The sequence below is a fragment of the Bacillus sp. BS3(2021) genome, from assembly GCF_021043345.1.
In the GTDB taxonomy this organism is placed as follows: domain Bacteria; phylum Bacillota; class Bacilli; order Bacillales; family Bacillaceae; genus Bacillus; species Bacillus paralicheniformis.
Genome location: NZ_JAJNDM010000006.1, coordinates 124,691 through 142,871 on the forward strand (window position 1 = coordinate 124,691; position 18,181 = coordinate 142,871).

20 protein-coding genes, 1 other RNA gene and 1 pseudogene are annotated in these 18,181 nt (G+C 45.3%); 6 read left to right on the forward strand and 16 right to left on the reverse strand.

Features of this window, described 5'->3' with window-relative positions:
- Positions 1-61: 61 nt before the first annotated feature.
- The 4 genes and pseudogenes from LQ247_RS14750 to LQ247_RS22205 form a co-directional block, all read right to left on the reverse strand.
- A complete protein-coding gene (locus tag LQ247_RS14750) occupies positions 62-1,981 on the reverse strand; it encodes an ATP-dependent DNA helicase (RefSeq protein WP_075213141.1) in 1,920 nt (639 codons plus the stop codon).
- Positions 1,982-2,089: 108 nt separating this feature from the next.
- Positions 2,090-2,266 carry a hypothetical protein gene (locus tag LQ247_RS14755; RefSeq protein ID WP_020451906.1) on the reverse strand — a complete coding sequence of 59 codons (177 nt, stop codon included), beginning with the start codon at positions 2,264-2,266 and terminating at the stop codon, positions 2,090-2,092.
- Positions 2,267-2,462: 196 nt separating this feature from the next.
- Positions 2,463-2,825: a hypothetical protein gene (locus LQ247_RS14760; RefSeq protein WP_231006219.1), complete on the reverse strand. Its 363-nt coding sequence runs from the start codon at positions 2,823-2,825 to the stop codon at positions 2,463-2,465.
- Between the two features lie 152 nt (positions 2,826-2,977).
- Positions 2,978-3,096, reverse strand: a pseudogene (locus LQ247_RS22205) (IS1595 family transposase); the annotation flags it as partial.
- Positions 3,097-3,357: 261 nt separating this feature from the next.
- Here LQ247_RS22205 and LQ247_RS14770 point away from each other — a divergent pair.
- Entirely contained in the window at positions 3,358-3,819 is a 462-nt protein-coding gene (locus LQ247_RS14770; RefSeq protein WP_020451908.1) for a hypothetical protein, read from the forward strand.
- A 128-nt stretch (positions 3,820-3,947) separates the two neighbouring features.
- On the opposite strand, the gene LQ247_RS14775 is transcribed toward LQ247_RS14770, so the two are convergent.
- The 8 genes from LQ247_RS14775 to LQ247_RS14810 form a co-directional block, all read right to left on the reverse strand.
- A complete protein-coding gene (locus LQ247_RS14775; protein WP_231006247.1) occupies positions 3,948-5,099 on the reverse strand; it encodes a THUMP domain-containing class I SAM-dependent RNA methyltransferase in 1,152 nt (383 codons plus the stop codon).
- A 95-nt stretch (positions 5,100-5,194) separates the two neighbouring features.
- An RNA gene (gene rnpB / locus LQ247_RS14780) (RNase P RNA component class B) lies at positions 5,195-5,581 on the reverse strand.
- Between the two features lie 52 nt (positions 5,582-5,633).
- Positions 5,634-5,930, reverse strand: coding sequence for a cell division regulator GpsB (gene gpsB, locus LQ247_RS14785; protein WP_003182873.1), 297 nt, complete (start codon positions 5,928-5,930; stop codon positions 5,634-5,636).
- A gap of 80 nt (positions 5,931-6,010) precedes the next feature.
- Positions 6,011-6,562 (reverse strand): DUF1273 domain-containing protein, encoded by a 552-nt coding sequence (locus tag LQ247_RS14790; RefSeq protein ID WP_039072801.1) that lies wholly within the window; start codon positions 6,560-6,562, stop codon positions 6,011-6,013.
- Between the two features lie 116 nt (positions 6,563-6,678).
- Positions 6,679-6,948, reverse strand: a complete 270-nt coding sequence (locus tag LQ247_RS14795) for a CotD family spore coat protein (RefSeq protein WP_020451911.1) — start codon at positions 6,946-6,948, stop codon at positions 6,679-6,681.
- A 241-nt stretch (positions 6,949-7,189) separates the two neighbouring features.
- Entirely contained in the window at positions 7,190-8,503 is a 1,314-nt protein-coding gene (locus tag LQ247_RS14800) for a ribonuclease H-like domain-containing protein (protein ID WP_231006220.1), read from the reverse strand.
- Positions 8,504-8,508: 5 nt separating this feature from the next.
- Positions 8,509-10,752: a DEAD/DEAH box helicase gene (locus LQ247_RS14805; RefSeq protein WP_231006248.1), complete on the reverse strand. Its 2,244-nt coding sequence runs from the start codon at positions 10,750-10,752 to the stop codon at positions 8,509-8,511.
- Between the two features lie 132 nt (positions 10,753-10,884).
- Positions 10,885-11,391, reverse strand: coding sequence for a PTS sugar transporter subunit IIA (locus tag LQ247_RS14810; protein ID WP_020451914.1), 507 nt, complete (start codon positions 11,389-11,391; stop codon positions 10,885-10,887).
- A 172-nt stretch (positions 11,392-11,563) separates the two neighbouring features.
- On the opposite strand from LQ247_RS14810, the gene LQ247_RS14815 reads away from it, so the two are divergent.
- The gene (locus LQ247_RS14815; RefSeq protein ID WP_020451915.1) at positions 11,564-11,983 is read left to right on the forward strand and encodes a hypothetical protein; all 420 of its coding nucleotides are present in this window, start codon (positions 11,564-11,566) and stop codon (positions 11,981-11,983) included.
- Between the two features lie 18 nt (positions 11,984-12,001).
- Here the strand turns inward: LQ247_RS14815 and LQ247_RS14820 are convergent, their stop codons facing one another.
- Positions 12,002-12,448, reverse strand: a complete 447-nt coding sequence (locus tag LQ247_RS14820; protein WP_020451916.1) for a YppG family protein — start codon at positions 12,446-12,448, stop codon at positions 12,002-12,004.
- 178 nt (positions 12,449-12,626) lie between these two features.
- Between LQ247_RS14820 and LQ247_RS14825 the strand changes: the two genes are divergently transcribed.
- Positions 12,627-12,827 carry a YppF family protein gene (locus tag LQ247_RS14825; RefSeq protein WP_011198064.1) on the forward strand — a complete coding sequence of 67 codons (201 nt, stop codon included), beginning with the start codon at positions 12,627-12,629 and terminating at the stop codon, positions 12,825-12,827.
- Positions 12,828-12,850: 23 nt separating this feature from the next.
- Here LQ247_RS14825 and LQ247_RS14830 read toward each other — a convergent pair whose 3' ends face one another.
- Complete coding sequence (locus LQ247_RS14830; protein WP_026579400.1) at positions 12,851-13,222, reverse strand: YppE family protein; 372 nt, start codon at positions 13,220-13,222, stop codon at positions 12,851-12,853.
- 57 nt (positions 13,223-13,279) lie between these two features.
- The gene (locus LQ247_RS14835; RefSeq protein WP_035338535.1) at positions 13,280-13,507 is read right to left on the reverse strand and encodes a YppD family protein; all 228 of its coding nucleotides are present in this window, start codon (positions 13,505-13,507) and stop codon (positions 13,280-13,282) included.
- A gap of 199 nt (positions 13,508-13,706) precedes the next feature.
- On the opposite strand from LQ247_RS14835, the gene sspM reads away from it, so the two are divergent.
- Positions 13,707-13,811, forward strand: a complete 105-nt coding sequence (gene sspM, locus LQ247_RS14840) for an acid-soluble spore protein SspM (protein ID WP_009328007.1) — start codon at positions 13,707-13,709, stop codon at positions 13,809-13,811.
- Between the two features lie 31 nt (positions 13,812-13,842).
- On the opposite strand, the gene LQ247_RS14845 is transcribed toward sspM, so the two are convergent.
- Positions 13,843-14,802, reverse strand: a complete 960-nt coding sequence (locus tag LQ247_RS14845; protein ID WP_145930231.1) for a DUF2515 domain-containing protein — start codon at positions 14,800-14,802, stop codon at positions 13,843-13,845.
- 52 nt (positions 14,803-14,854) lie between these two features.
- Between LQ247_RS14845 and recU the strand changes: the two genes are divergently transcribed.
- Positions 14,855-15,451, forward strand: a complete 597-nt coding sequence (gene recU, locus LQ247_RS14850) for a Holliday junction resolvase RecU (protein ID WP_003182896.1) — start codon at positions 14,855-14,857, stop codon at positions 15,449-15,451.
- A 57-nt stretch (positions 15,452-15,508) separates the two neighbouring features.
- On the forward strand, positions 15,509-18,178 hold the full coding sequence (locus LQ247_RS14855; RefSeq protein WP_224067141.1) for a PBP1A family penicillin-binding protein: 2,670 nt from the start codon (positions 15,509-15,511) through the stop codon (positions 18,176-18,178).
- Positions 18,179-18,181 lie beyond the last annotated feature (3 nt).

Consider the following 18,181-nt stretch of genomic DNA (forward strand, 5'->3'; position numbering starts at 1 on the left):
TATTTACGAAAGTCAACTTTTATGCAGCCAAAAAAAAGAAAAGCGGGATGTCCGCTTTTCTTTATACATAAACCGGCTGAACAGGAAGCACAGATTCGACTTCTTTTATCACATTCCATTCTTGTTCATCGCCCGCAAAAATGCTGATCGTGCCGCGGTCGCTGTTTGATCTGATCAGACGGCCGATGCCTTGGCGCAGCCTTAGCAGCATGTAAGGAAGGTCTACTTCGCGAAAGGCGTTTTCCAAACCGCTCCGCTTCGCTTCAAACACAGGATCATGCGGCGGAAAAGGAAGCGACCAGATGATGACATGTTGCAGCGGATCTCCGGGAATATCGAGCCCTTCCCATAGATGCACAGAGCACAAAACGGATTCTTCAACCGTTTGAAACTTTTCAACAATTGTACTGATTTCTTCATCCCCCTCAAAGTAAACAGGAAACGAAAATGATTCCTGTGCAGTCCGGCGCTTGAAGGACAGAAGCTCCTCAAAAGACGGAAACAGAATCAGCGTTTTCCCGCCGGATTCTTTGATTGCACGGATTGCCGCTTTTTCTTTTGCTTCTTTTTCCTCAATTCGATGGATGTACACTTTCATCTGCTCTTCATAGTCGTACGGCGAATCAACGGTAAATGATAAGTAGTCGCGGATCCCAAGGCTTGTCGCTAAATAATCGAACGATCCGTTTTCCGATAATGTCGCCGATGAGAAAATAAATGGAATCTGCTTGGAGAACACTTTTTCTCCGAGAACTTCGGAGACGGTTCTCGGCATGACGACGAATGTTGACTCAAGCTCTTTTTGCTCAAGCCAGCTGATCGCATTTTTCCTGTAGAGCGAAAGGGAGTAAGCCATCTGTTCGAGATACTCTTCAACAACGGTTAAAGCGTATTGGTCGATCGTGTACAGCTCGCCTTCAAAAACGAGCGCCTCCCCGATCTTTTCAAGCAAATCATACAGCTCGGCGGCCGCTTTTTTCAGATTGGCATGATCTTTGATGCGCATGCGCTCAGAACCCTCTGCTTTTTCGGCGTTTTCTGAAAGCAAACCGAAAAATTCGTCGTTGGCGCGAAGCGCTTCTTCGACAAGCTCTGCAAATTCTTCTCTGATGTCATTGCCGAGCAGGCGCTCGAGAAACATTTCGAGCGTCGATTGCTTCACCCTGTACGTCAGCGCCTTTTGCGCCGCAAACTCGAGCAGATGCCCTTCATCGAAAACCACAGCGCTGTGTTCCGGCAAAAGCGGAAGCTGGCCTTCCCGTTTTCTCGCCTCTTCTGTCCAAACGTGCTCCATATAGAAATCATGGGAACAGATGATGAAATCGGTTGATTTTCGATAATGGTCTCTTGACAGTGTAAGTCCGCATCGGTGCCTCATGTCGCACGTGAGACAGTCTTGAAAAGAATCGTAACCGATTTCAGACCATTCATCATTTGATAAAGACGAATACTCTTTGCGGTCGCCGTACGGATAAAAAGACTGCATGCCCTGCGATTCATGAACGAAAGACGGCAGACTTTCGTAGAGGTCAAGCCATTTCTCATCATCAGATCGCTGCATCGTTTTCTCCAGTTTTTTCAAACATAAATATTGATCATGCGATTTGCTGAGCCGTGCGTCAATCGTCAAGCCCAAATGCTCGGAAATTTTGTAAATATCGCCTTCTTTTTTGACGAGCTGTTCGATCAGCGTCTCATCCGCACAAGCGATGACCGCCGGCTTGCCCGTATACCTGGCATAGCTCAAGGCAAACAGAAGATAGACGAGCGTTTTTCCGGTTCCGACTCCGGCTTCTGCAAACATGACCTTCTTTTCCTTAAATGCCCGTTCTAATTGAAAAGCCATGAATATTTGCTCATCGCGCAAATCAAAGCCTTTTTCAGGAAGAATATCGTAAAATACATCACCGATCCAATTGTTCAGTTCTTCATAAAAGTTTTTTGTTTTTGTTAATGAAAAAGGCAGACGAGATGCTGTCACCCTGCTCCAACCCCCAACTATCGAGTTTTCAGAACTTCTATCCTATCACTATGATTCGGGAAATTCAACAAGAAAGATTTGAGAAAAGGAGCAGGAAGCCTCTCTTAACTATTTCCGGTAAATCGAATGCGTCAAAAACGGATGATCCGTCGATTCCATATGGCTGATCGCGTTTTTCAATTCTTCCTTCGCATATGTAAGGCGCTCTTCGCCAATGTCCTCGAGCTGGTTTTCTGACGTCTCCAGCGCTTTTTGAATCATATGAATGTGATCGCTGTTCAACATGAAATCACCCCTTTTCAAAATCAATAATCCCGAGTATATGCAGGATGAATCGTTTTTATACAGGCTGATTTTATGTTTTTTCTTTGCTCTTGATAAATACGTAAAAATAAAGGGAATCCATAGTATATATGGTTTCCTTCAATCTTGTTATGTAACTCACCCGATTCCGGAACAATTAAAAAATTTAAGAACCGTCTTATATAAGACGGTTCTCCAAAGATTCGCTTGCCAGTTTTAGTGCAGTCAAGCGACGCTCATTTAATGTTTTTTGAGGACTGCCTTCTTTTGCTTTTGCTATTTGTTTTTCAATAGATGGAATGATACCTTGTAAAACTTCTTTAGAAGTCAATATGATTTCTTCGTTATAGCCAAAATCTTCTCCATTCCAAATACCTTTTAGGCTTTCTAAACCAATTTTCACTGCGTTTAGTCTCTTTTTGACAAGAGTTGTGTTTGAACCTTTTTCTTTCGTGCTTTTATAAGCATTTGTTAGTTTATTAAAAGTTGACTCCAACGATTGAATGGACAAATCTTGGATTTCTTGGCTGACAGAATTCATATACAAACCTCATTTTTCATTTTTAATGATTCAACATTTTTTAACAATCTGCTTAATGGTTGAATTAGGACTGCACATTCATTTTTGCGAGTCGTAAACTGTCATTTCGACTATCGACAAATAAAAATCAAGATATTTCGCAGCGACACCTTGATTAATCGACCACCCACAGTGGAAGAAGGTTCAACATAGCGTTTAACCCATCTTGTTCTTTTTGGGTGTGTGGTAATCTGCCGATATCCTTTAACAAGTTGCTAAACGCTTTGCTCACCTTGATAACTTACCATCGAATATTTGTTCTGATTTTGATTGTATCAAAATTTCGGGGAAGTTATCAAATATCAACATTTACGTTTAACCGTTTTCACAGCGGTCAAACACCCTTTTTCCAGTCAAACAAAAGCTTAACATCAGATAGTAAGGGCTGTGTTAGACAATGTGCGCTTTATCCACAATAAAAACCCAGTCTATTCTGTTTTTCTATCATATCCTGTAGGGACTTAAAAATTTATAGACTAAAGGTGGAGAGTTTATGTACTATTATGAACCGGCAAAGAAAGATTATTGGGATTATGATTATGATCCTTATAAGAAGGATCACGATTATTGCAAAAAGGACTACTACTACCATGAGCCTTGCAAAAAAGACTTCTATTACCATGAACCTTGCAAGAAGGATTACGACTATTGCAAAAAGGATTATTACTACCATGAGGATTACAAAAAAGACTATGATTACCACAAGCCTTGCAAGAAGGACTACGATTATTGCAAAAAGGATTATTACTACCATGAGGATTACAAAAAAGACTACGATTACCATAAGCCTTGCAAGAAGGATTACGATTATTGCAAAAAGGATTATTACTACCATGAGCCTTGTAAAAAAGACTACGATTACCACAAACCTTGCAAGAAAGACTGCTACTATGAGCCGCGCAAAAAATGCTATGATTCGTCTTATAAAAAGAAAAATGATTCATGGATTTACTAGTGAATCGATGTTTTGCCATGCGCTTTTAAGGGGATAATCCCGCGGGCGCGCAAATTTAAAAACGCCGTTCGGCGGCTTTCCAGCTATGGAAAGAAAAAAGGCTGCCGTTTCATGGCAGCCTTTTAGCTTCACTTCTCTTTGATCGGTTTTGGCGGCCTTTTCCCCCAATACTGGTAATAGTCCGTCTTAATAAAACCGTTAAAGAGTTTCCGTTTTTTTGTCGCTTTTTTCCCGTAGCACTCTTCAAAACGCTCGTTTGATGTCAGCATGTAAACAGACCACGTATCAAGTCCGGCAAATGCTTCGCCCATATCTTTATACATGGCTTCGACTGCTTTCTTTTCACCGAGGCGTTCCCCGTACGGCGGATTTCCGACAATCACGCCGTATTCCTCTTTCGTCCGAAAATCCTTTACCTGCATTTGCTTAAATTCGATGAAATCGGCTAGTCCCGCTTCCTCGGCATTCGCTTTGGCGATCTCGATCATACGATGATCCAGGTCATACCCCGAAATTGACAGCGGCTGATCATAATTCGCTTTGTCTTCGACTTCAAGCCTTGCTTGATCCCACACTTCTTTGCCGATCCATGCCCATCTTTCGGATGCAAAATCCCTGTTGAAACCCGGCGCGATATTTTGGCCGATCAAAGCCGCTTCGATCGGTATCGTGCCCGAACCGCAAAACGGATCGACGAAAGGTCTGTCAGGCGTCCAATTTGTCAATTGAATCAATGCTGCAGCGAGGGTTTCTTTCAGCGGCGCTTCCCCTTGACCGGTTCGGTATCCCCGTTTATGAAGCCCGGCTCCGGATGAATCAAGCGTAATGACCGCTTTGTCTTTTAAAAGGGAGACTTCGATTTTATATTCCGGGCCTGTTTCCTCAAGCCACCCGCCTTGTGTCTGATACGCTGATTTCAGCTTCTCGGCGATCGCCTTTTTGACGATGCGCTGGCAGTCCGGCACGCTTGCAAGCACTGATTTAACAGACTTTCCCGTCACGGGGAATGAGGCGTGTTCAGGAAGATAGGCGCTCCAGTCGATCGCTTTTGTCTTCTCGAATAACTCGTCAAAGGTCTTGGCCGTAAATTCGGCAACCTGCACTTTCACCCTGTCAGCAGTTCTCAGCCACAGATTGGCTCTGCAGATGGCGAGGGCATCACCTTCGAACACGACTTTGCCGTTGTCAACCGTACAATCATATCCTAGATCTCGCACCTCTTTGGCAACGATCGCTTCAATTCCCATCGGCGCTGTTGCAATTAATGTATAGGTTTTCATCATATCACCTGTTTTTATGTATGTTTTTTACATGATAAAAGCTCTCCTACCTGCGGAGAGCTTATACATTGTCATCATCATAATAGTGTGTAACGTTCTGTAAGCCATGTTTTGTTCCGTCGTACTGCTGTCGGCTGCTAAGCCTCGTACTCGGGTGGTAATCATCTATCTACAGAGTCAACTCTGTCCTTCTTTCCGTTCATTTCCGTCCAGAAGGTTCCCCTACCAAAATTTGGGTTTCTCGCTCGAGGGGTTTACCGCGTTCCACTCTCACCATTTCTAGTGAGACTTCGTCACTGTGGCACTTTCAAGGATACTCAGCCATATCCATAAAGGACGTAGGCTTTTTTCCTGCCGTCAGCCTTCTGCAAGGCTGCCCTAGCTTATGACTTCGCTAGGCACGAACACTACGGGCATCTCAGCACCGTGCGAGCATGGACTTTCCTCTACAGATGTAAAATCTGCAGCGATTACCCGAACGTTAAGACATCAACTATTATAGCTTAGTTTGTTCTAAAGGGCAAGCGGTTTTCATCAATCGTATAATTTGCTTCCAAACACATGTTTTTCCAAATTGGAAAGCCGTTTTAGAATATCAAAATTGGTCGTATTTGATTGAGCCGGCTGTCTCTTGTTCGCTTCTTCAAGCTGTTTTTTCAACTGCAGGTTTTCCTGCTGCAATTCTTCGATTTCCTGATGGAAGGCTTCATAGTCTTTAATGACCATGTCCAAGAATTTGTCAACATCTTCCTGCTTGTAGCCTCTGACTCCTGTTTTGAATTCTTTTTCCAAAATTTCTTTAGCAGAAAGCTTCACTTTATCAGCAAGCATCTTTTTCACCTCATATCGTGAATCATCATCTTATATTTTTTCAGAAAACGTGTGCAATGTCAAATTTTCTCTTGCACTTTTTACTCTTCGTAAAAGCTGCTTTCTTCAACGGTGACTCTCAGGTCATCCATCGTAATCGTGTAAATCGGAAAATCGCGTTTTTCTTGAGCTTTTTTTGCTTCATTCAGCATATACACAGGCGAGCCTTCTCTTTCTTCGTCGTACAGAATCAATAAGCCATCCGCCTTTTCGATGAAAAACCGGTTTTTTTGTTTAAATTGGACCGGGCTTTCGTACGGCCTGTGTGTCAAGCTTTCAGTGAAATCGCTGGCTGCGAGCACAGCTTCATACTGCTCTTGATTTTTCTCGTTCCACTTCTTTTCCTGTTCCAAAAACGGAGTGATAACCGCCACTTTCAAGTCGGGATATTCTTCCTGCAGCGAAAACGCAACTTCCGCCGCCCATAGTTCCGTGCCGAGCTGGCCTGAGATAAGGATCCATTCCAGCCCTTCCTCAAGCAGGGCGGTCAATCGGTTTTCAAGCGCTTTTTTTATGTAGAACAGGGCCTTGTCATCCTGTTTGAAAATCCCCAGTTCAAACGGCTTGTACCCTGTAACGGCCAATACTTTCATTATGATCACCTGCTAAAAAATGGGGCCGTATTCCGCCCCATTTTTTTAAAAGATATTCTGTTGCTCACGTTCAATCCGGCGCTCGTTCATCCTGACAAAACTTCCGAAAATCCTTTTTAGTAAGGACCCATACCCATTCCAGGTCCTGGCATCGCTCCAGGCCCGGGCATCATTCCTGCGCCAGGGCTCACGAAGTGCTGATGTGATGCCTGGTTGACAGCTGATTGAGTTTGCGGGAAGTAATGAACATGCTGAAAATGCTGATGGTTGACATTCGTTGTGTGCTGCGGGTGAATGTGCGGTACGACGGTTTTGCTTTGCGTATGGTTGTAGCAGCATTGAGTAGGATGAACAATCGGCGCCATTACATGCGGTTTACAGTGCATGAAAATTCCCCTTTCTTTAAGCTTCTATATACACTATTAAACTATGAAGCAAGGGGTAAACATGTACTAATATAAAAACCTATTTTAAAAGTAAGCCATAAAGCTTTCCTTGAAATTCGTCATGATTAATACGATAAACAGTACGACGACAAAAAACAGATAAAACAGCCCCTTATACATATCGACGCTCCCTTCAAACCATTCTAACGCTATTTTACAAGAAGCGATCGGTTTCTACAATTCATAACATGCTTGAAATGTTTGGCTTTCGAAGATCGTCGTTTTCTGCGCTTGCCCGGGGAATATTTCGTCCGAATTTCCTTTCCAGCCGCTCGCGCCGTTTCAAAAGGCCGGCTACTTCTTTTTCGGTCAGCTCAAACTTTTGTGAACCGTGCTGCAGCATCAGGTTATCCGTTACCTCGAGGGCGGCCCGAATGTCCCGCTTTCGATGTTCAAAGTATTTGGCGAGTTCGATGCCTGCGCGCCAGGCGGTTTTTCCGTCTGTTCCATTTTGGAGCTTCAGCCAAAGGGATGCGGCTTCTTTTAGCATGCCTTGCTTTTTATACTGCATGGATAAATCGAATGATGCGCGTTCAGACTGCTCGAAAGGCTTTTTTTCAAGCTCCTGCAATTGCGCTGTCGCAAGCTCTGTCTCCCGGTTGGCGAGAAGCCATTTGGCCATCGCGTACTTTTCGTTTGCTTCCGCCGTCTGCTCCGGAGTGAGGATTTTCTTCGATAAATGGATGTAAAGAGAAATTAAAGAAAGCACATCAAGCTCATTGTGGCGCAAAACGCCTTCAATGATTTCCGGACGCTCCTCCTTTAAAAAATGAAAATACATCATCGGCGCCAGGTAGCCCGGCGTATCTTCAGTTCTTACAACATCCAGCTCTTCCTTTTCCACCGTCCCCAAAGAGACTCGGTCAAACTTATGCTTCCAAAGGCGGCGGGATCCGTGGAGCAGGTCAAAATGGCCGAAATCCGGCAGCTTCGGAACCCTGTCGCGGATCAGCGTGTGCCTCGTTTTCACCTGAGGCCAGTCGAACGCTTTCCCGTTATAGGTGACAAGAGACTGAATATCGACTTCACTCAGGAAGCTGTGATAGAGGGCGGCTTCGTGCCCCGGCTTTGGCAGCAGATGCTGTTTGACGACTACGCGGTCATCATACACCCGTGCATGGCCGAGCAAAAAGATCGCATTGCCGGCTCCTCCCCCGAGACCGGTCGTTTCCGTATCAAAGAAGAAAAGCTGGCTCGGTGTATACCCTTTGCTTGAAAGCGAATGGGAAACGTCGCTGTTGTTCCAGCGCCTAACCGTCTCATGTAGCTCAGAAAATGCGTAATGGCCATGAACATGTGTCAACGGATAAACGACTTCCCTGATCAGGCAATAGCAGTCCTCAAACACATACGGTTTAACACCGAATTCGGCCCATTCTTTCTCAAAGCCGACGGACACGGAAGTCCGCTTTTCTGCCGGAGAATCCGTTTTTTCTTCTTTCGCTTGATTTCCCAGGTGATGCTTATAGCGGTTAAGTTTTCGTTTTAAAGACATTCCGCTCAACCTTTCCAGCCTTTTAAAAGGCGCAGCGCATTGTTTTTTGTCTGATCGCCGCTGCCGCCCACTCCTATGCAGGAAGGGCATCCTGACTCACACGGACATCTTGAAATCAGCCGATGCGCTTCACTGATGATCTCAGGCATTTGTTCATACACTTTCTGAGACAGCCCCACTCCGCCGGGATAGCGATCATACAAAAAGATCGTCGGCTTTTCGTTATGAACGGCTTTAATTTGCGGAAAAACGTGCAGATCAGACGGATCGCACATCACTTTTAAGGCGGCGACATGTCCCAGGACGTTTGCAGTCCCAAGCAAAGCTTCTTCCAATTTGATGTCGTTCCAATTTTGCCGCTCCTCATCGTTCACCTGCACCCAAGCCGCATTGGTATGCAGTTCCTCTTCAGGCAGATGAATCGGGCCTGAGCCGATATTTTCATGCGTCTCAAATTTTATTTTCTTAAAAATCGTCGCTTTCGCCTGAACGGTCACATCCCCAAAACCGAACGCTGCGGTTTCTGTCTTTTTCTCCTTGTCAACTTCGAGAACTCTCAATAGGACGGCAAGATTGGCATCCGTATAGTAATCAACTTGAACCTCGCGGACAAACGCCTTTTTCTCCTCCCAGTCAAGCTTTTCCACCTGGTATTGGATGCCTTGATGCAAATAAATGGCTTCATCGTGCAGAAGCGTCATGGCGCTGAACCTGTCCATTTCCCCGATCACTTTCGCCTTCTCGCGCTTTGACTGATCAATAATGACAACATTTTCCTGAGAAGCCGACCTCAAGCTGATGCCATGCGCCGGAAAAGCGTCATTCATCCAGTGATACGTGTTCCCGGTTAAGTGGAGGACTCTTTCTTCTGCCAAGTAGTCAAGAATATCCTCGATTTCGGCACCGCCGAATGTGTCCGTTCTTTTGAAAGGCAGTTCAAAGGCTGCGCATTTAATATGATCGACAAGAATGACCAGGTTATCCGGATTAATGACGGCAGTCTCGGGATTTTGTTTAAAGAAATAGTCCGGATTCTGTACAATGTACTGATCGAGCGGGGCGGAACTTGCCACCATGACAATCAGCGCTTCGTTGTGCCTTCTTCCAGCACGGCCGGCCTGCTGCCAGGCGCTCGAGATCGTTCCCGGATATCCGGTCATGATGCATGTCTGCAGCTGTCCGATATCAACGCCCAGCTCAAGCGCATTCGTGCTGACAACGCCTTTAATGTCCCCGCTGCGAAGGCCTTTTTCAATGACGCGCCGCTCGTTCGGCAGATAGCCGCCCCTGTACCCCTGAATCGAATGAGGGCCGACAATCGGTTTCATCACTTCCTGCAAGTATGTCAATATAATTTCAACCCGGACTCTGCTTCTTGCAAACACAATCGTCTGAATGCCGTTTTTCAGAAATTCGGATGCGAGCTTTCTCACTTCAAGGGTCGCGCTTTTCCTGATGTTAAGCGAACGGTTGACCATCGGCGGGTTGTAAAATAAAAAGTGCTTTCTTCCCGACGGGGCGCCGTTGTTTGAAATCAGATGCATCGGCTGCCCTGTGAGCGTCTCAGCGAGCTCCAATGGATTGGCGATCGTCGCGGATGTACAGATAAACTGCGGCTTGCTTCCGTAAAATTCAGCGATCCGCATCAGCCGTCTGATGACATTGGCTACATGGCTGCCAAAGACTCCCCTGTATACGTGAAGCTCATCGATGACGATATATTTCAGATTTTCAAACAATGACACCCATTTTGTATGGTGGGGCAAGATCGCCGAATGCAGCATATCCGGGTTTGTAATGACGATATGTCCTGCTTTTCTGACTTTCTGCCTGATCGAAGGCGACGTATCTCCGTCATATGTATAACAGTTGATCGACGCACCGATTTCATCGATTAATTCGTTCAGTTCGCTTTTTTGGTCCTGTGACAATGCCTTTGTCGGAAAAAGATATAAGCTGCGCGCATCCTGGTCTTCTGTGATCCGCTGAATGACGGGCAGATTGTAGCAAAGCGTCTTCCCGGATGCCGTCGGCGTCACAAGCGTCACGTTTTTGCTGGCGGCGCTGTGCAGAAACGCGTCAGCCTGATGGGAATACAGCTTTTCTATCCCTCTCTGCTGTAAAGCATGCACGATTCTTTTATCTAAACCTTCAGGAAAATCGCGGTAATCCGCTTCTTTTTCCTCAATTGTATGCCAATGAACAATTTGCTTGCTGAAAGCTTGGTCTTCTTTCAGAAGCTGAATCATATCTGTCAAATTTCGTTTTTGAAACAACGCTGTCACCTCTCCCTTCTATTTTAGCGAATGTCCGTTCGTTCTGAAAGAGGTGATTTCCTGAGAAAATGAAAAAGCAGAGAATCGCTCCCTGCTTTTTTGCTGTTACTTAACTTTAAGCTCCATGAGCTTTGTCTCGCTTTTTTTCGCCTTTGCCTCTTCATGTTTTGTGACGCGCTCCAACACATCGCCGTTCATAATGACGATCGGCGTAATGGTGCTGCTCGCTTTTTCCTTGATCAGTTCCAAATCGCACGTTATCAAAGGATCGCCGACTTTTACTTTGTCTCCTTCTTTGACATGGGCTGTGAAACCTTCGCCTTCCATCGCTACGGTTTCCAGACCGATATGAATCAAGAGTTCCACGCCGGACAGTGAACGGATGCCGATGGCATGTTTTGTGTGGAACAGCTGGATCACTTCCCCGTCGACAGGTGAGACGATCTCGCCTGCGGAAGGCTCGACAGCCATTCCGTCACCCATCATCTTTTGGGAGAAAACGGGGTCAGGGACTTTTGAAAGTTCCAAAACTTGTCCGTCTACCGGTGAAAAAACGGTTTCTTCTTTCATTTCATTTTGTTTCTGACCAATACCGAATAATTTTTTCAGCAATACAGTTGGGCTCCTTTCAAAACGCCTCTTTATGATGGCTATTAAAAGAGGAACAGGTTAAATAAATCTTTGGATTCCCCACTATTTAACCACACTTTCAAATTCCCATCAATGAATAACCATACCAAGAGCCCCTGCATAAGCTGAAAATAAAAAACCGGGGTGATGAAGAATGGATTTCAAGGAAAACGACAATCACTCGCTCAGCAAGAAAGACGAAATTCAAGAAGCGGTTGAACAGTTATTTTACAATTCACCTTTCCACGATATTTTAAATTCATTCCAAAAACTGATATCAGACCAGCTTCAGAATTCCACCATTTCCATGAACATCAGAGAGGAGAATGAGGCGCTTCACGTCGACATTGCCGTTCCTGAATCGTTTCAAAACGGAGATATCATGATTGAAGCGAAATCGAGGTATCTTCATGTCGCCTTGAAGGAGAAAAAAGAAAGCGGCGGTTCTTCATCGTTTACAAGCCTGTCCAGAACCGTTTTGCTCCCATATCCCGTCCGCGAAGAAACAATGAAGACGTCGTGGAACCGAAATATCCTCACGGTCTCATTTCCGGAGCAAAAAAAGCATGAATGACCTTCATCCATGCTTTTTTTATTTGAAGAATCCCATAAACCCTTTGGCCAGCGCTCCGACCTGGTTGACCGTGCTCACCATCTGGCCAGCGGTGTCCATCATTTTGCTGAAATCAAACTGCCCGTTCTTTTTTTTGAATTGCGACAGAAAGCTTTGAAACTGTGATGGCTGGTGGAGATTCGGCCGCGGCGAGGGATATGGATGCTGATAAGGAAATGCCTGAAACGGCGGAAGCGGCGGCTGCATTTGCTGCTGAACAGGCTGATGATAGACTGAAAACGGGTCCACATTCTGCTCGATCGGCTGCTGATAGGCCTGCGGCCGCTGAGCTGGATGAGCGTACGGGACGGTTTCCTGGCTGTAGTACGGCTGAACGGGATGATAGGCATGATGGTTTTGCTGATCGGCTTGAACATATGCACCGGGGCCGGAATAAGGATATACGGCGGTTCTCCTCTCTTCCATCTTTCCTCTCCTCCTAAAGCCCTTTTTTATATGTGTATGATATAAAGGCATTTCCTGTTCCAAAGGTTCTGTCACAAGTTTGTCAAAAAGTGTCGAAAATTTTAATATTTGAAAAACAGAAAAAAGTCGAATTGTTATGGTACGATATTATTAATATAAAGGAGAGGGGATGCACCATATGAACGTATCATACTTAAGAAATTGTTTTGCCGAGATGAAACAGTATGAGACAGACTGCATGAACAAACTGATGGATTTTGCCAAGTTTTTGTATATCCAGGGACATCTGACATTAAACGAATTTCGCACAAGTATGAAAGTTCTTGAAGCGAATGGCGCACAGCACCCTGCTTATGATATGAATACGGACGCCAGCTAAACAAACAAAAAGAAGACCGGGTTCTAATCCCGGTCTTCTTTTAATATATCGTCTTCTACGTTTTTCAGCGTATAGAGGACGGACTCCGTCAGATCTTTAAAGCGTTTTTTATGGATTTTGCAGAAATAGGACTGCATGAAAATTTCATTTGCATTTTCCTCAACCGAGCTGAGCTGCTCTTCATAAATGTATTTTGGCCGATTCGCCTTGATATAAGGCAGGCTTTCCGCCAGCCAGCTTTTCACTGTTTGTTCGAATCTCTCGACAGAAGGTTTGACAACCTCGAAAAAATCGTATTCCGTCCCTTCCTCTTTTCCCTTACTGTATCGTTCTTCCGCTTCTTTTACGAGGCGGATTAATTCCCGTGTCTGTACAAGAAGAGATTGTGTATCCAATTTTTTCACCTCGGGTTTATCGTACCAAAGGAAGACGACCGTTACAACGAATCCGGCTTATGCCGTCTCTCCTCTTGGCTCCACTCCCATTAACGTGCTGTTTAAACAAGCTGAGAGCTCTGCCAGTTCTTTTTCAATCAGATCGAGCCGTTCGTTCCAGCCAGCCCGCTTTTCATGCTCCGCCCGGCGTACGGCTTCTGTCAAAGCTTTCTCAGCAGACGACATGTCTGATTCCGTTTCCAAAAGCATTTGAAGGACCGAGTCTTTGCTTGCAAATCCGTTCATTTGCTTCCCTCCTTTTTGATCGCCTTCTATGCATTCTCCCCTATGCGCCCCCTCTCCTCCGCAGCTGACAAAACTAGAAGCAAACCGCCAAAGAAACTCATTTTCCAGCCAAACGCGCCGCTTTCGACAAGTGATCTTGCGAAAAATGGTATGATCAGCGCTTTTTTGCAAAATCTAAAAAGGTAAGGAGGTGCCCGCTGTGGAAAACAACAAAAAGAAATCACCTGCGAAAACAAAACCTGATGCTAAACAAACAGACACACTGGATAAAAAATTAGGCGGACCTAACCGCCCGTCCACTTAAAAAGCAAGGAGAACCCTTGCTTTTTTCTGTTTTACCTCTTATTCAGCCAATGCTCCAGTGAAAACAATGCCTGCAGCTGCCTTCTTTTTTGAAAATACCAATCGGTGATTTCGATCGTTTTCGGCAGTTTTTCATCTTTGAACATCGCCTCTCTCTTTCCTCCGCGAAACCAATCGGATTTTAATCCGTCTAATGAATGGGCAACAACGGGATAACACGTTCTCAAAAATGGCGAGGTTCTGATTTTAACCCCTGCCCAGCGTTCCATATCAAAGCGCGACCCGGTATGCGGAACACATGATGTAAAGTGAAAAAAACCGGGGAAAAGCTCAGGCGAAAACAGCAGCTCGCTTAATTGCTTGCCGAGCTTGATCCTTTCCTTTAAACTAGTGAAGCGTTTGACAGACACGCCGTAAAAAACGCCTTCTACCGTCGGAAAAATGACTGTGTTGAAGTGAAACCATTCACATAGCTGAAAAGGAATCGTCTGAAAAACATTCTTTTTAAACAAAGGATTTTGTATAATAGGAGTTTGGATAGTGTTTTGTTCATTTATAATGAGAGCATACATGAGCCGCTTTTGATCGCGCTCATGCCAGAACCGCTCCCACTCCGTTTTCATAAATGAAGACACACCAAATGAGGGGAGCAAATGAAACAGCGGCTGGCCAAGCTGCTTGGACCAATGGTATAACAGGAGCTGCGGATAGGCGTCCGAAAAAATCAGCCAGTTCGCTCTTTCATACGTTAAAAACAGCCAGTTCTGCTGAAAAGCCGTAAGTCCGAGCTCGAATAAACGCCCTTTTAAATCGGTCATCGACCAGCCGGCATTCCTGGAAACAAATGAAGCCAAAAGCGACCACTTGATTTCAGGATGGCGGTCAAAGTAGCGTTTGTAGGCATTTGTCCGTGAGATATTGTCCTTGTTCAGTTTTGCGGTCAGCTCTTGAATGCGGCTCGTCAGCTCCGCCGCGGAAAAAGTGTTGTGCAAGATCAGCCACTTCCGTTAGTATCCAGATTTTTGTAAAAGGAGGATGAAGAAAGTGATTCGTTACCCGAACGGCAAATCGTATCAGCCGAAAACAGCTGCCTCATCCTTGCAAAAGAAGCCGTCGTATTCCAATCGCGGCATGACCCTCGAAGATGACCTGAATGAAACGAATATGTATTATCAATCTCATTCGATTGCGGTCATCCATAAAAAACCGACTCCTGTACAGATTGTTCAGGTCGATTATCCGAAGCGAAGCGCTGCGGTGATCAAGGAAGCATATTTCAAGCAGTCGTCAACTACTGATTATAATGGGGTTTATAAAGGCCGCTACATCGATTTTGAAGCGAAAGAAACGAAGAGCCGGACCTCTTTCCCGCTTCAGAATTTCCACGATCATCAGATCGAGCATATGAAGCAGGTTGTGGCGCAAGACGGCATTTGTTTTGTTATCATATCCGCTTTTGAAGAAATTTATTTTTTGGAAGCAGAAAAATTATTTTATTTCTGGGAGCGGAAAAAGCAAAACGGCAGAAAATCGATCCGAAAAGACGAGCTTCAGGAAGCCGCTCACCCTATTTCACTTGGATACTCGCCAAGAATTGATTATATTAAGATTATTGATCAGTTGTATTTTTCGCCATCATAAATTATGATTTTAAAGTCATGTGAGCGGAAAGGTTTAACTACGAAAGGTTGAGATGTTATGTCAGATCAATTTAACAGCCGCCAGGAACGGCGAAAAGCCCAGCAGGGCAATAGCAGGTCTAATACTCATTCTAAACCCAAGAAAAAGAAAAAAGCAGGATTGTTTAAGAAAATTCTTTTATCCATTTTAATCATTGGTGTTATCGGCTTGATTGCCGGGGGCGTCACTTTTGCAGTGATGGTAGCGGACTCGCCGTCCCTTGATGACGCAAAACTGAAAACACCGTACTCTTCCACCGTCTATGACAAAAACGGAAAAGAAATCGCCGAAATTGGTTCGGAAAAGCGGACGTACGTGTCGATTAAAGACATCCCTGATTCCGTCAAAAACGCATTTCTTGCAACGGAAGACGCGCGTTTCTATGACCACCACGGCGTCGACCCGATCCGGATCGGAGGAGCGCTTCTGGCAAACTTCGAAGGCGGATTCGGTTCTGAAGGCGGAAGTACGATCACACAGCAGGTCGTCAAAAACTCCCTTCTGTCACATGAAAAAACGCTGAAACGGAAAGTCCAGGAAGTCTGGCTGTCGTTCCAGCTCGAAAGAAAATATTCAAAAGACGAAATTCTGGAAATGTATTTAAACCGGATTTACTTCTCGCCGCAAGCCTATGGTGTCGGAAAAGCGGCTGAGCAATTCTACGGGGTGACAGATCTAAACGACTTAACGGTCGAGCAGGCCGCAACGCTTGCCGGCATGCCGCAAAGCCCGAATAACTACAACCCGATTAAACATCCGGAAAAAGCCGAGAAACGGCGCAATGTCGTGCTGAGTCTGATGAATAAACACGGCTTTATCTCTGACGCAGAGTACAACAAAGCGAAAAAAGTAGCCGTCACAAAAGGCCTTGTCTCTCCGAAGGAGTACGCAAAAACAACGTCCAACAAATACAGCGCGTTTGTCGAGCAGGCCGTCGCCGAAGTAAAAGAAAAAGCGAACGTCACTCCGGGAACGGACGGACTGAAGATTTACACGACGATTGATACAGACGCCCAGGATTATGTGGATGAGCTGATGGACGGCGATTCGATCCAGTATACCGAAAAAATGCAGGCCGGCCTCACCTTGCTTGATACAAAAACCGGAGAAATCCGCGCGATCGGCGGCGGGCGAAATCGAAATACGGGCGACTGGAATTATGCAGTTGATGAAAAACGCCAACCGGGTTCAACAATCAAACCGATCCTTGACTACGGACCTGTTATTGAGAACAAAAAATGGTCGACATATGAACAGATTAAAGATGAGCCGTACAAATATTCAACTGGCCAGGAAATTCATAACTATGACCGGAATTACAAACGCTGGATGTCAATGAGAGAGGCACTCGCCGATTCAAGAAACATCCCTGCTTTAAAAGCGTTTCAGGCTGCCGGTAAAGATAACGTGTTAAATTTTGCAAAAGGCCTTGGCCTTTCGATTGATAAGGATGAGTTACACGAATCCTATGCGATCGGTGGGTTCGGAAACGGTGTATCGACACTGCAAATGGCCGGAGCGTACAGCGCATTCGGCAACAACGGCTACTACAATGAGCCGCACACCGTCACAGCGGTGGAATTCAATGACGGCACAAAACTTGACTTGACGCCTGAATCAAAGGCTGCCATGAGCGACTACACGGCATTCATGATGACGGATATGCTACAAACAGCCGTCCAGACGGGAACAGGTAGAGCCGCACAAGTTCCTAATGTTACTGTAGCTGGTAAAACAGGTACAACCAACTTTGAAGAAGCCGATATCAAAAAATATGGCATAAATCCTAATGGAGCAAGAGATTCTTGGTTTGTCGGCTATACACCGCAATACACAGCTGCCGTCTGGACCGGAAAATCTGGCCATAATTCGCTGAGCGCGAACGAACAGCAAGTCGCCAAACTTCTGTTCAAAAAATTGATTGCCAAGGTGGACAACGGCAGCGGCTCATTTGAAAAGCCTGACAGCGTCGTTGAAGCGACCGTTCTAAAAGGCTCGAACCCGCCGGTGCTCGCCAGCAGCAACACGCCTAGCGATAAAAAAGTCACTGAGTACTTTGTAAAAGGCACACAGCCGACGACTGTTTCGAAAAAATATGAGGAAAAAGAAGATGCCGACAAGCCGACAGGTTTGAGCGCAGAATATGATGAAGCATCAAAGAGCATCAAGCTTTCATGGTCATATTCCGGAGACGGTGATGTATCCTTTAAAGTCAAACAATCTGTTGACGGAGGCGGATACAGCGAAATTCAAAGCAGCAGTGCGAAAGAAGCCGTCATACCGAATGCAAAAGAAGGATCCGTCTACAAATTCCAAGTCACGGCCGTTACTGAAGATAGCGAAAGCGACCCTGCTTCTGTGACGCTTAAAGTCAATGCGGCTGAAGATGATGAGTCAAAAGCGGACGATGAAAAGAAAGACGAGGATGACGAGAAGAAGCAGGATGCTGATGATGATCAGGACAAAGACAAACAAAATAACGGCAACTCTAATCAGCCGGATGATCAAAATTCAGGCAATCCAGATCAAAACAATCAAAATCCGGGAAATACAGACGGCAGAAAAGATGATGACGCCGATGATCAAAACAAAGATCAGAATAAAGACAAAAACAAAAACCCGGATCAAGACAGCAACACAGATGATCAACAAACAAATTCCAATGGTCAATCAACCGGAACCCATTAATCT